15 protein-coding genes are annotated in these 11,976 nt (G+C 76.2%); 7 read left to right on the forward strand and 8 right to left on the reverse strand.

Features of this window, described 5'->3' with window-relative positions:
* The first annotated feature begins 54 nt into the window (after positions 1–54).
* Positions 55–291 (forward strand): DUF3107 domain-containing protein, encoded by a 237-nt coding sequence (locus ACI8AF_RS07905; RefSeq protein ID WP_456539136.1) that lies wholly within the window; start codon positions 55–57, stop codon positions 289–291.
* A 61-nt stretch (positions 292–352) separates the two neighbouring features.
* Here the strand turns inward: ACI8AF_RS07905 and ACI8AF_RS07910 are convergent, their stop codons facing one another.
* Both ACI8AF_RS07910 and ACI8AF_RS07915 read right to left on the reverse strand, forming a co-directional pair.
* Positions 353–1,015, reverse strand: coding sequence for an SDR family oxidoreductase (locus ACI8AF_RS07910; protein ID WP_456539137.1), 663 nt, complete (start codon positions 1,013–1,015; stop codon positions 353–355).
* Positions 1,016–1,025: 10 nt separating this feature from the next.
* Positions 1,026–1,676, reverse strand: a complete 651-nt coding sequence (locus tag ACI8AF_RS07915; RefSeq protein ID WP_456539138.1) for a ferritin-like fold-containing protein — start codon at positions 1,674–1,676, stop codon at positions 1,026–1,028.
* Positions 1,677–1,868: 192 nt separating this feature from the next.
* Here ACI8AF_RS07915 and ACI8AF_RS07920 point away from each other — a divergent pair, with 192 nt between their 5' ends.
* Genes ACI8AF_RS07920 through ACI8AF_RS07935 form a run of 4 tightly spaced genes read left to right on the forward strand, consistent with a single transcriptional unit; the run spans position 1,869 to position 6,562 of the window.
* Positions 1,869–3,611: a DEAD/DEAH box helicase gene (locus tag ACI8AF_RS07920; protein ID WP_456539139.1), complete on the forward strand. Its 1,743-nt coding sequence runs from the start codon at positions 1,869–1,871 to the stop codon at positions 3,609–3,611.
* Positions 3,612–3,620: 9 nt separating this feature from the next.
* Positions 3,621–4,775: an outer membrane protein assembly factor BamB family protein gene (locus ACI8AF_RS07925; protein ID WP_456539140.1), complete on the forward strand. Its 1,155-nt coding sequence runs from the start codon at positions 3,621–3,623 to the stop codon at positions 4,773–4,775.
* A 6-nt stretch (positions 4,776–4,781) separates the two neighbouring features.
* Positions 4,782–5,729: an alpha/beta fold hydrolase gene (locus ACI8AF_RS07930; RefSeq protein ID WP_456539141.1), complete on the forward strand. Its 948-nt coding sequence runs from the start codon at positions 4,782–4,784 to the stop codon at positions 5,727–5,729.
* Positions 5,726–6,562: an oxygenase MpaB family protein gene (locus ACI8AF_RS07935; RefSeq protein WP_456539142.1), complete on the forward strand. Its 837-nt coding sequence runs from the start codon at positions 5,726–5,728 to the stop codon at positions 6,560–6,562. The genes ACI8AF_RS07930 and ACI8AF_RS07935 overlap by 4 nt, the downstream gene beginning before the upstream one ends.
* Here the strand turns inward: ACI8AF_RS07935 and ACI8AF_RS07940 are convergent.
* On the reverse strand, positions 6,535–7,428 hold the full coding sequence (locus ACI8AF_RS07940; protein WP_456539143.1) for a LysR family transcriptional regulator ArgP: 894 nt from the start codon (positions 7,426–7,428) through the stop codon (positions 6,535–6,537). The two genes, ACI8AF_RS07935 and ACI8AF_RS07940, sit on opposite strands and share 28 nt — an antisense overlap.
* A gap of 70 nt (positions 7,429–7,498) precedes the next feature.
* On the opposite strand from ACI8AF_RS07940, the gene ACI8AF_RS07945 reads away from it, so the two are divergent.
* On the forward strand, positions 7,499–8,128 hold the full coding sequence (locus ACI8AF_RS07945; RefSeq protein WP_456539144.1) for a LysE/ArgO family amino acid transporter: 630 nt from the start codon (positions 7,499–7,501) through the stop codon (positions 8,126–8,128).
* On the opposite strand, the gene ACI8AF_RS07950 is transcribed toward ACI8AF_RS07945, so the two are convergent.
* From ACI8AF_RS07950 to ACI8AF_RS07970, 5 genes are all read right to left on the reverse strand, one after another.
* The gene (locus tag ACI8AF_RS07950; RefSeq protein ID WP_456539145.1) at positions 8,125–8,976 is read right to left on the reverse strand and encodes a RecB family exonuclease; all 852 of its coding nucleotides are present in this window, start codon (positions 8,974–8,976) and stop codon (positions 8,125–8,127) included. The genes ACI8AF_RS07945 and ACI8AF_RS07950 overlap by 4 nt on opposite strands.
* A 36-nt stretch (positions 8,977–9,012) precedes the next feature.
* Positions 9,013–9,870 (reverse strand): PHP domain-containing protein, encoded by an 858-nt coding sequence (locus ACI8AF_RS07955; RefSeq protein WP_456539146.1) that lies wholly within the window; start codon positions 9,868–9,870, stop codon positions 9,013–9,015.
* A 38-nt stretch (positions 9,871–9,908) separates the two neighbouring features.
* On the reverse strand, positions 9,909–10,598 hold the full coding sequence (locus tag ACI8AF_RS07960) for a PH domain-containing protein (protein WP_456539147.1): 690 nt from the start codon (positions 10,596–10,598) through the stop codon (positions 9,909–9,911).
* Position 10,599: 1 nt separating this feature from the next.
* The gene (locus ACI8AF_RS07965; protein WP_456539148.1) at positions 10,600–10,758 is read right to left on the reverse strand and encodes a hypothetical protein; all 159 of its coding nucleotides are present in this window, start codon (positions 10,756–10,758) and stop codon (positions 10,600–10,602) included.
* 101 nt (positions 10,759–10,859) lie between these two features.
* A complete protein-coding gene (locus ACI8AF_RS07970; protein WP_456539149.1) occupies positions 10,860–11,483 on the reverse strand; it encodes a DUF6758 family protein in 624 nt (207 codons plus the stop codon).
* A 79-nt stretch (positions 11,484–11,562) separates the two neighbouring features.
* Between ACI8AF_RS07970 and ACI8AF_RS07975 the strand changes: the two genes are divergently transcribed.
* On the forward strand, positions 11,563–11,976 hold the full coding sequence (locus tag ACI8AF_RS07975) for an NUDIX hydrolase (protein WP_456539150.1): 414 nt from the start codon (positions 11,563–11,565) through the stop codon (positions 11,974–11,976).

Consider the following 11,976-nt stretch of genomic DNA (forward strand, 5'->3'; position numbering starts at 1 on the left):
CCGTGGCTGGGCTAGCGTGAGGACAGCCGCGCTACTCGAGGAGGCATCCGCCCCGTGGAAGTCAAGATCGGTGTCCAGCACTCCCCCCGGGAGCTGGTCGTCGACAGTCCGAAGACCCCCGACGAGATCGAGGCCGAGGTGTCGGCGGCCATGTCCGGCTCGACCAAGAACGGCCTGCTGACGCTGGTCGACGAGCGCGGGCGCCGCGTCGTCGTCCCGGTCGACCGCATCGCCTACGTCGAGATCGCCCAGGCCGACCAGCGGCGCGTGGGCTTCATCGCCGGCGCCTGATCGACCCCTCCCGTGCCCTCCGGCGCGGAGGCCGCAGGCCTCCTGCCGGAGGGCACGGTCGTCACGTGACGTCGACGACGGTGCGCCACCGGTCGCGCGGACCGGCGGTCTCGGCGACCAGCTCGGCGTAGAGGCCGGCGATCCGCTCCGCCGGGATGTCGCGGTCCGGCCCCACGAACCCCCGCACCGTCGCCGTCGCGACGTGCACGCCCCCCGGGGCCAGCGCCTCGGTCAGCGCCAGCGCGAGCGCCCGGACCGCCGCCTTCTGCACGCCGAGGCCCGCGGCCTCCGCGTGCGGCCGGTCGGCCGCGCCGCCCCCGGTGACGAGCACCGTGCCCGTCCCCCGTTCGCGCATCCCGGGCAGCACCGCGCGCACCGCCGTCTGCAGCCCGACGACGCCGATCGCGAGGTCGGCGGCCAGGTCCTCCGGCGCCAGCTCGGGTGCCCGGACGCGGCGCCGGCCGACGGCGTTGTAGAGCAGGACGTCCACCGGCCCGGCGTGCCGGACGAACCGGCCGATCACCTCGGTGAGCGCGGCCGGGTCGCCGGCGTCGGCGGGCGCCCAACCGGCGGTGACCCCCTCGGCCTGCAGCGACTCCCCGAGCGCGGTCAGCCGCTGACCGTCGCGGGCGACGAGCGCGACGTCGTAGCCGTCCGCCCCGAACCGGCGGGCCGTCGCGGCGCCGATCCCGGGTCCCGCGCCGACGACGACCAGGTGCGGCATGCCGACCTCCTCAGGGGTTGAGGCCGAGGTTCTTCATCCGCGCGGTGTGCGCCGCGGTGATCCGCTCGATGAGCCGGCCGACGCCGGCGAGGTCACCGGTGCCGCGGACGATCAGCTCGGCCAGCTGGTCGCGCTCGGCGATGACCGACTGCGACTGCGACATCGCCTCCCCCACCAGGCGCCGTCCCCACAGGGCCAGCCGGCCGGCGACCGCCCGATCGGCCTTGATCGCCGCGCGCACCTCGCGGACGGCGAAGTCGGCGTGGCCGGTGTCGGCGAGCACCTCGAGCACCAGCCTGCGGTCGGAGTCGGGCAGCAGGGCGGCGATCTCGCGGTAGAAGTCCGAGGCCAGCCCGTCGCCGACGTAGGCCTTGACCAGCCCCTCCAGCCAGGTGCTGGGGCGGGTGCGCTCGTGGAAGGTGTCCAGCGCCCCGACGAACGGCGCCATCGCCTGCGTGGGGTCGGCGCCGAGCTCCTCGAGCCGTGCGGTGAGCCGGACGTGGTGCGCGATCTCGGCGGCCGCCATCCGCGCCAGCGCCGCCCGGCCGTCGAGGGAGGGGGCCAGCCGGGCGTCCTCGGCCAGCCGGTCGAAGGCGATGAGCTCGGCGTACGCCAGCGCCCCGAGGAGGTCGACGACGGCGCGGTTGTCGACCTCGGTCACCGGTTCTCCCTTTCGAGTGTCACGAGCCACATCTGCCTCGCAGCGCGCAGAGGCTAACCGGTCGCTCCGCTAGCATGGGAATCGGCGAGCCACTCGGTTCGCTTGTGCACGTATCTGCGCGCTGACGAAGCCGAGCGACGCCCGACCCCGGGCGAGCCACCAGGGCCTTCCCGAGAGCCCGGTCCGCTGGCGGTGTCGGCGCTGGAACTGATCCCGCGACACCGAATCCGGGACAGGACGGGTCCGGCGGAATCCGCCGCGGGACCACCTGCCCCCAGCAGACCTGAGGCGAGAGCACTGACTTCCACCGACAACACCCCCACGGCCCCCGAGCTCGAGCACGCCGAGACCGGCGCCCCCGCTCCGGAGGCCATCGAGCAGACCGTCGAGCAGCTCGGCGGCGCCCCGGTCGAGGAGACCGCGCCGCTGTTCAGCGACTTCGACGTCCACCCCGACGTCGTCGCCGCGCTGGCCGAGGCCGGGATCACCCGCACCTTCGCCATCCAGGAGCTCACGCTCCCGCTGGCGCTGGGCGGGCACGACCTGATCGGCCAGGCGCGCACCGGCACCGGCAAGACCCTCGGCTTCGGCGTCCCGCTGCTGCAGCGGGTCGTCCCGCCGGCCGAGGGCGGCGACGGGGTGCCGCAGGCGCTGGTCGTCGTCCCGACCCGCGAGCTGTGCGTGCAGGTCGCCCGCGACCTGACCACCGCCGGCAGCAAGCGCGGCATCCGCGTCCAGGCCATCTACGGCGGGCGCGCGTTCGAGCCGCAGGTCTCGGCGCTGCAGGCCGGCGTCGAGGTCGTCGTCGGCACCCCCGGCCGGCTGCTCGACCTGGCCCAGCAGGGCCACCTGGTCCTCGGCAAGGTCCGCGTCCTGGTCCTCGACGAGGCCGACGAGATGCTCGACCTGGGCTTCCTGCCCGACATCGAGCGCATCCTCGGCATGGTCCCGGCGCAGCGGCAGACGATGCTGTTCTCGGCCACCATGCCGGGCCCGATCGTCACCCTCTCCCGGTCGTTCATGACCCAGCCGACCCACATCCGGGCGCACGGCAACGACGAGGGCTCGACCGTCCCGCAGACGACCCAGTTCGTCTACCGGGCGCACAACCTCGACAAGCCCGAGCTGCTCTCCCGCGTGCTGCAGGCCCGCGGTCGCGGCCTGGCCATGATCTTCTGCCGCACCAAGCGCACGGCGCAGAAGGTCGCCGACGAGCTCGTCGAGCGCGGCTTCGCCGCCGCGGCGGTGCACGGCGACCTCGGCCAGGGCGCCCGGGAGCAGGCGCTGCGCGCCTTCCGCAGCGGCAAGGTCGACGTCCTGGTCGCCACCGACGTCGCCGCCCGCGGCATCGACGTCACCGGCGTCACCCACGTCGTCAACTACCAGTGCCCCGAGGACGAGAAGACCTACGTGCACCGCATCGGCCGCACCGGCCGGGCGGGGGCGGACGGCGTCGCGGTCACCCTGGTCGACTGGGACGACGTCCCGCGCTGGCAGCTGATCAACAAGGCGCTCGACCTGTCGTTCGACGACCCGGCCGAGACGTACTCGACCTCCCCGTGGGTCTACACGGACCTCGACGTCCCCGAGACGGCCACCGGCCGGCTGCCCCGCGCCCAGCGCACCCGCGAGGGCCTGGACGCCGAGGAGCTCGAGGACCTCGGCGAGACCGGCCGGAAGAACCGCGGCGGCGGTCGCGGCCCGGCCCGGGAGGACGCCGGCGAGCAGTCCGACCGGCCGCGCAAGAGCCGTCCCCGCCGGCGCACGCGGGGCGGTGGGTCCGCCGCGGCGGCCGCCGGCGCCGAGGAGGCCGCGCCGGCGCCGGTCGCCGCCCCCGCCGCCGCCGGTGAGGAGGGCTCCGCGCCCGAGCCGCGGCGCCGTCGTCGCCGCCGGGGCGGTGCCAACCGCGGCGGCGGCTCCGAGTCCGCCGCCTAGTCCTCACCGGTGCCGGCGCTGCGCCGCCCGCCGCTGCGGGTGTGGGTCTGGACGGCGGCCACCCTCGCGCTGGTCGTCGTCGCCACCCTGCTGTGGCGGGGCTCCGACGCCGCGGCGACCGACCGCTCGACCGCACCGAAGGCCGCCCTGCCCGGCGGGGCCCCGGCGACGGATCTGACCGAGGCCTGGTCGGTGCCCGCGGGCACGGCCCCCGACCAGGTGGTCGAGAGCTCCCGGGTGGTCGTCGGCGACGCGCACGGGCTCCGGGCGCTCGACCCGGCCACCGGGGAGACCGCGTGGCACTACACGCGCAGCAACGCGCGGTTGTGCGACGCGACGGCCACCGACGGCGTCGTCGTCGCCGTGTTCCGCACCGAGCAGCGCTGCGACGAGGCGGTGGCGCTGCGCGCCGACACCGGCGTCTACGCCTGGACCCGCAACGTCGGCTTCGACCCCGACGTCACGCTGTCCAGCCGCGCCGGGGTGGTGCTGGCGACCGGCCGCGGCAGCGTCGTCGTCGTCGACCCCATCGGCGACAACATCCGGTGGCGCTACACCCCCGACGACTGCCTGGTCGCCGGCGCGGTGCCCGGCTCGTCGGGTGTCGCCGTCCTGCTCCGCTGCGAGGGCGTCGCCGGGCTGCGCGTCCGGCTGATCGACAGCGCCGACGGCACCGCCGTGTGGACGGCGGACCTGTCGGCCGGCGACGGGTCCGACCCCGTCCTCGCCGCCGCCGACCGGGGCGTGACGGTCGTGGTCGGGGACGAGCTCCGGCTGCTGGCGGCCGCCGACGGCACCCCGGTGACGACGGTCGAGCTGCCCGCGGCGGGCACCGACGACCCCGCGCCGCTGGCCGCGGAGGTCGGCGCGATCGTCCTGGTCTGGGCTCGCGGCACGCTGGTCGCCCTCGAGCCCGACGCCGGCCGGGTCGCCTGGCAGCAGCCGGCCCGCGGCCTGCCCACCACCGAGCCGGTGCTCAAGGTCGGCCTGCCGCGCACCTCCCTGTTCGTGCCCGAGGACGGCGCCTTCGTCGAGCGCGAGCCGACCACCGGCGCGGAGCTGGGCCGCTCGGCGGTCGCCGACCTGCCCGTCGGCGGGACGAGCACCGTGGTCGGCGACGTGGTGGTGTACCGCCTGCCCGACGAGGTGCGCGCCTACCGCTGAGGGGGCGTGGGGTTCACTGGGGTCATGGTCCTGCCCGGTGGTTCCTCCGACGCCGTTCCGCTCGCGATCGCGCCCACCGACCTGCGCCAGCTCGCCGAGCACGACGCCGCGCACCGCACCTTCGCCGGGGGCGCCGGCCCGCTGGCCGCGCTCGACACCGGGCCCGCCGACGGCGCCACCGTCCTGCTCGTCGCCGGCTTCACCGGCACCAAGGAGGACTTCGCCCCGCTGCTGCGGCCGCTGTGCGGCGCCGCGTACCGGGTGGTCGCGCTCGACCAGCGCGGGCAGTACGAGTCGCCCGGCCCCGACGACCCCGGCGCCTACACCGTCGCCGCGCTGGCCGAGGACGTGGTCGGGGTGGCCCGGGAGCTGCGCGCGGAGAGCCCCGCACCGCTGCACCTGCTCGGGCACAGCTTCGGCGGGCTGGTCTGCCGCGGCGCCGTGCTCGCCGAGCCGGCGCTGTTCACCTCGCTGACGCTGCTGGGCTCGGGCCCGTCGAAGCTGCTCGGCCCGCGGGCGGTCATCCTCGAGCACATGCGGCCGCTGCTGGCCGAGGGCGGCGTGCCCGCGGTGCACGAGGCGATGGAGCAGCTGGCCATGACCGACCCGAGGGCGCAGGCGGTGCCGGCGCCGACGCGGGCGTTCCTGTCCCAGCGGTTCCTGCGCAACTCCGCCGCCGGCCTGCGCGGCATGGCCGACGCGATGACCAGCGAGCCCGACCGCGTGGCGGAGCTGGCGGCGACCGGCGTGCCGGTGCTCGTGGCGCACGGGGTGGCCGACGACGCGTGGACGCCGGAGTCGCAGGCCGACATGGCGGTGCGGCTGGGCGCGCGGTACGAGGTCATCCCGGGGTCGATCCACTCCCCCGCCGTCGAGAACCCGGCGCGGACGCTCGAGATCCTGCTCGACTTCTGGGGCAGCGTCACCGCGTCCGGGGTACAGGCGGCCTCGTGAGCGACGACGACGCCGACGACCTGCTCGGGTTCTTCGGTCCCGAGAGCGTCACGTGGCGGGTGCACAGCGACCCGACCTTCTCCGTCGCCGGGCTGCGCGCCCTGCTGCTGCAGGCGCTGCACCCGGTCGCCATGGACGGCGTCGCGCGCAACACAGCGGCCCGCGAGGACCCGTGGCCGCGGCTGGTGCGCACCGCCGCCTACGTGGACACGCTGACGTTCGGCACCCGCCGGGAGGCGCTGCGCGCGGTGCGGCGGGTGCGCGGCATCCACCGGCGGCTGGGCGGCGTGGAGGAGACGACCGGGCGGGAGTACCGCGTGGACGACCCCGACCTGCTGCTGTGGGTGCACTGCTGCGAGGTCGACTCGCTGCTGTCGGTCGCCCGGCGCGGCGGCGTCCCGCTCACCGACGACGACGCCGACCGCTACGTCGCCGAGCAGGTGACCGCCGCGGTGCTGGTCGGCGCGGCGGAGGCCGACGTCCCCCGGTCCGTGGCGGCGCTCGCCGCCTACTTCGACGCGGTGCGGCCGTCGCTGGCGCTCACGCCGGCGGCGCGCGACGCCGCCCGGCTGGTGCTGCTGCCGCCGATGCCGGCGTGGGTGCGCTTCCTCACCCCGGCCCGGCCGGCGTGGGGCACCCTGGCCTCCCTCGCCTTCGCGTCGCTGCCCCGCTGGGCCCGGCGGACCTACTCGATGCCGGGACTGGCGCTCACCGAGCCGGCGACGACCGCGGCGCTCAAGGCGTTCCGGCAGGCGACGCTGGCGCTGCCGCAGAACGCGCGGCGCTCGCCGATCGTGTGGGCCGGCTACGAGCGGGTGGCCGGCGCGGCCTGATCCAGCTGCTCGCGGGCGGCGGCCAGCACGGCCTCCCGCACCCGGTCCAGGCCCGCCGAGCGCAGCTTCCACTGCTGCCAGTGCAGGACGACGTCGACGGCGCCGTCCTCGTCGAGCACGGTGAGATCGGCGCCGCGCACCTGCTGGTCGGGCAGCATCCCCCACCCGAGGCCCAGGGCGACCGCCGCCAGGTAGTCGGCGGACGCGGGCACGTAGTGGGCCGGCGGGTCGGCGTCGGGCGCCCGGCCGCGCAGGTAGCGGTGCTGCAGGTCGTCGCGCCGGTCGAAGACGACGACGGGCGCGGCACGCAGCGCCTCGGGCGTCGGCCCGTCGGAGAACCAGCGCCGCGCGAACGCCGGTGCGGCCATCGGCCGGTACCGCATGCCGCCGAGGCGGGTGACGGTGCAGCCGGGCACCGGGACGGCGTCGGTGGTGACGGCGGCCATCACGGTGCCGGAGCGCAGCAGCGCGCTGGTGTGCTCCTGGTCCTCGCGGTGCAGGTCGAAGACGTGCTCGCCGGCCAGCGGGGCGAGCGCGGGCAGCACCCAGGTGGCCATCGAGTCGGCGTTCACCGCGATCGGCAGGGTGGCCGGCCGGTCGGCGTGCTCGTCGGCGCCGAGCTCGCGCACGGCGTCGGCGGCGAGCAGCGCGACCTGCCGGGCCAGGCGCAGCACCGCCTGGCCGGACTCGGTGACCTGGACCGGCTTGGTGCGCACGAGCAGCACCCGGCCGGTGGCGACCTCGAGCGCGCGCAGCCGCTGGCTGACCGCCGACGGCGTGACGTGCAGCGCGCGGGCGGCCGCCTCGAGCGTGCCCGCGCGGACGGTGGCGTCGAGCGCGCGCAGCTGGGGCAGGTCGAGGTCCATGAAGCAAGGCTAACGCTGGTGCAGAATTCTGAGCTGGACTGTCGGCGTGGTGCTACCTAGCGTCGGCGGCGTGCTCGACACCCCAGCCCTCGTCGCCGTCCTCTCCGGCCTCGCGCTCGGGCTGGGGCTGATCGTGGCGATCGGCGCGCAGAACGCCTTCGTGCTGCGGCAGGGGCTGCGGCTCGAGCACGTGACCGCCGTGGTGGCCGTGTGCGCCGTCTCCGACCTGGCGCTGATCGGGGCGGGGGTGCTCGGCGCGGGGGCGGCGCTGACCCGGGTGCCGTGGCTGGTGCCGGTGGTCTGCTTCGCGGGCGCGGCGTTCCTCGTCGGCTACGGCGTCCTGGCGCTGCGCCGGGCCCTGCGGCCCGGGGCGCTGCTCCCCTCGGCCGCGGGCGCGCGCACCGGGCCGGCGGTCACGGTCGGCACCTGCCTGGCGCTGACCTGGCTGAACCCGCACGTCTACCTGGACACCGTGGTGCTGCTCGGCACGACGTCGGCGACCTACGGCGACCACCGGTGGGAGTTCGCCGCCGGGGCCGGCGTGGCGAGCCTGGCCTGGTTCGCCGGCCTGGGCTACGGCGCCCGGCTGCTCCGGCCGGTGTTCGCCCGGCCGGCCGCGTGGCGGGTGCTCGACGGCACGATCGCCGTCGTCATGACGGCGCTGGGGGTGTCCCTCGCCGTGCGGGGGTTCGGCGGCTAGGCGTCGTCGTCGGCCAGGAAGCTCCAGGTCTCCCGCGGCGGGGTGGCCGCCTGCCCGGTCGGGCAGCTGGGGCGGAAGTCGCACCAGGCGCACTGCCGCCCCGGGGCGGCGGGGAACGCCTGGTCGGGGTCCAGCCCCTCCTCCATCGCCCGGGTGGCGGCGCCGATGTCGGCGGCGACGTCCTCGGCCCGGCGGACGTGGTTGGCCAGCGAGCGGTCGGTGTGCTCGAAGGCGGCGACGGTGCCGGTGGGCAGGTGGTGCAGCTCGACCCGGGAGCAGGGGCGGCGCAGGGTGCGGCGGACGCCGAGCACGTACGCGGCGAGGGCGGGTGAACCGCGGGCGTCGTCGTCGGTGCTGACGCTGCGGCCGGTCTTGTAGTCGACGACCACCAGCTCGTCGCCGCGCCGGTCGATGCGGTCGACCCGGCCGGACAGGGCGAGCGCGGTGGTGGTGCAGCCGACGGTGCGTTCGGTGCCCACCGGCTCGTCGGTCGGATCGAGACCGGCGACGTACTCGGTGAGCCAGCCGGCCGCCCGGGCGCGCCACCGCTCGGACTGCTCGGCGTCGCGGAAGCCGGCCGGTGACCACGCGCCGTAGAGCAGCTGCCGGGCGGCGGCGGTGGTGCGCTTGTCGACCGGCAGCTCGAACCACGACCGCAGCGCGGCGTGCACCGCGGCGCCGACGCTGTTGTGCGCCCAGGCCGGGCCCTTGGCCGGGGTGGGGCGGTCGACGTAGGCGTAGCGGTAGCGGCGGGGGCAGTCGCTGAAGCAGGCGAGCTTGCTCGGGGTGGCCGGGAAGAGCCGCTGGGGCATGCCCGGCATCTCGAGCTGCGCGGCGCCGGAACTCACCCCTCCACGCTAGCCGCGTCCGGCCGCGATCAGGCGTCAGTCCCCGAAAGGCGCGCTGCCCGTGCCGGCGGCGATCAGCGCCGCCAGCTGATCGGGGTCGGTGGTGCACGCGCCGATCGGGGTCGTCTTGTTGGTGCCGTGGTAGTCGCTGGACCCGGTGGTGAGCAGGCCGAGCTCCCGGGCCAGGCCACGCAGGTGGGCGCGCTCCTCGGCGCTGTGGTCGGGGTGGTCGACCTCGAGGCCGAGCAGGCCGGCCTCGGCCATGGCGCGGATCGCGTCGTCGCCGACGACCCGGCCGCGCTTGGTGGCCAGCCCGTGCGCGAACACCGGGACGCCGCCCGCGGCCCGGACCAGCGCGATCCCCTCGCGCACGTCGGTGTCGCGCTTGGCGACGTAGTGCGGGCTGCGCGGGTGCAGCAGCGTGGCGAAGGCGTGGTCGACCGAGTCGACGACGCCGGCCTCGACGAGGGCGCGCGCGATGTGCGGGCGCCCGACCACCCCGCCCTCGCTGGCCTCGACGATCCGCTCCCAGCTGATCGGGTAGCCGGCGGCGGCGAGCGCGGCGGCGATCTTCTCGCCGCGGCCGAGCCGCTCCTCGCGCAGCCGGGTGCGCTCGCTCATCAGCGCCGGGTGCTGGGGGTCGAAGAGGTAGGCCAGCAGGTGCACGCTGATCGGCCGGTCGTCCTCCGGGAACCAGCGGCACGACAGCTCCATGCCGGGGATCACCGTGAGGCCCAGCGGGCGCTCGGCGGCGGCCATGACCCAGCCGTCGGTGGTGTCGTGGTCGGTCAGCGCGATGACGTCGAGCCCGGCCGCGCGCGCGGTGGCCATGAGCGCGGCCGGGGTCTCGGTGCCGTCGGACACCGTGGAGTGGGTGTGCAGGTCGATCCGCATCGCCGTCCACCCTGCCCGATCGGTCTGTCGCCCGGCGGTCAGGGTCCCGTGCCCGGGGGCGGACGGCGCGGGATCGGCTCGGTGTCCTGCCGGCCGGCCGGTGGCGGGGGTGGCCGGCGCGGCGGCAGGGGTGGCGGCTCCTCGTCGCCGAGGTCGCCGTTGTCGACGCCGCCGGCGCCGTTGTCGCCGGGGAAGAGCAGCTCGCTGATCTTGCGGTAGAGCACGTCGGCGCGCGGCAGGAAGGTGACGCGGGACAGCGCCTGGTGCTGGCCGGCCGACTCGATGCGGAAGGTGCCGTAGCCGAGGACCTGGCCGAACAGCGTCTCCTGCCAGGTGAGGTCGGTGATCCGCCGCCGCGGCAGCAGGGTGACGGTGCGGACGATGACGCCGGAGGTGAGCAGCATGCGCCGCGGGCTGACGATGAAGTGGCGCATGTACCACTCGGCGACGTGCAGGCCGAGGTAGCCGAGCCCCGCGACGAGCAGCAGCAGCCCGGCCGAGCTGCTCACCCGGTTGTCGGGGTCGAGGGTGAGCAGCCAGAACCCGAGGGCGACGGCGGGCAGCGACTTGGCCGCCGGCTCGAACAGCGAGGCCCAGTGCCGGCGGGTGGCGATGATGACCTCCTCGCCGGGGAGGAGGTACTTGGCGACGTCCTTGCGGGCCCGCCGCCCCTCGTACATGGTCCGGGGGTGGCCGGTCTCCTCCGCGTGGGGCGCGGGCGGGGTCACCTCAGACCAGGGAGCCGACGAAGTCCGCGAGGGAGGACGCCGCGTTGCCCAGGGCGTTGCCGGCGCTGCGGACGAACTCGGCCGAGCTCTCCGGGAACTTGATCACGTAGAAGATCACGAAGGCGATGACCAGCCAGGTGACGACCTTCTTCAAGCTCACCGTCACCTCCGCCGGGTGGGCCCGCCGGGGTGGCGGACCGCTTCGTCCCAAGGCTCACACAGGCCTCACGGGTTGCCCGGGCGACGCGCCGGGTCGGTCGGCTACTTCCCCGGGAGCAGGTGCTCGCTCGGCGGGCCGAGCGGCAGGTCGGGGTAGAGCCGGTCGCGCAGGTCCAGCAGCTCCAGCTGCTCGGCCAGCAGCCAGGCGGCGTTCATCGGCCACATGACCAGCCACAGCCAGACGCCGTAGGCCTCGCCCACGAACGCCGCGCGGTCGTCGGAGGTGGGCACCGCCCACAGCGGTGCCCGCTGGCCGGCCGCCTTGACGTCGACCGACGACGGACCGGTGATGACGTCGCCCGGGTCGAGACCGGGCAGCCCGGCGTAGCCGCAGCCGACGCCGGTGCCCGGCTCCTCGGCGACCAGCACCAGCTCGGCCGAGCCGCCCAGCGGTGCGGGGCCGGCGGTGTCGACGACGATGGCCCGCGCACCGGGCTCGCCGCCCCAGGCCAGCCCGGTGACCGTCCAGCCGGTCGGCATGGGATCGGGCACCCAGGCGGGCACGCGCGCGTCGGCGGTGACCGCGCTGATGGCGTCGTGCGCGATGAGCACCGTGTGGTGCAGCGGGGTCACGGCCCCGTGCAGGTGGCACCAGGCCTGGGCTTCGTGGCCCGGGCGCACGACCAGTTGCTCACCGCACCGGGGGCAGACCGCCGAGACGCTCATCGCGGAACACCGTCCTGTCCGCGCGGGCTCTCGTCAAGCCGAGCGCCCGCACGGCGCGCGGCCTCCGTAGCCTCGCCGCATGGCCGGCCCCGTCCCCCGCGTCCCGTGCGTCGGCGCGGTGGTGCGCGACGGCGCCGGGCGGCTGCTGCTGATCCGCCGCGGGCAGGAGCCGAGCCGGGGGCTGTGGTCGCTGCCCGGCGGCCGCGTCGAACCCGGGGAGACCGCCGAGCAGGCGGTCGTCCGGGAGGTGCGCGAGGAGACCGGGCTGGACGTCCGCGCCGGCGCCGTGGTCGGCCGCATCCTCATCCCTGCCGGCGCGGTCGACTACGACGTCGTCGACCTCGTCTGCACGCCGCTCGACCCGACGGCCGTGCCGGTGGCCGGGGACGACGCAGACGACGCGCGCTTCGTCGCCCCCGCGGACCTGGCAGGGCTGGGCTGCACGCCCCGGCTCGTGGAGACCCTCCGCGAGTGGGGCGTGCTGCCCGGCTGA

The organism is Blastococcus sp. SYSU D00669 (genome assembly GCF_054050715.1).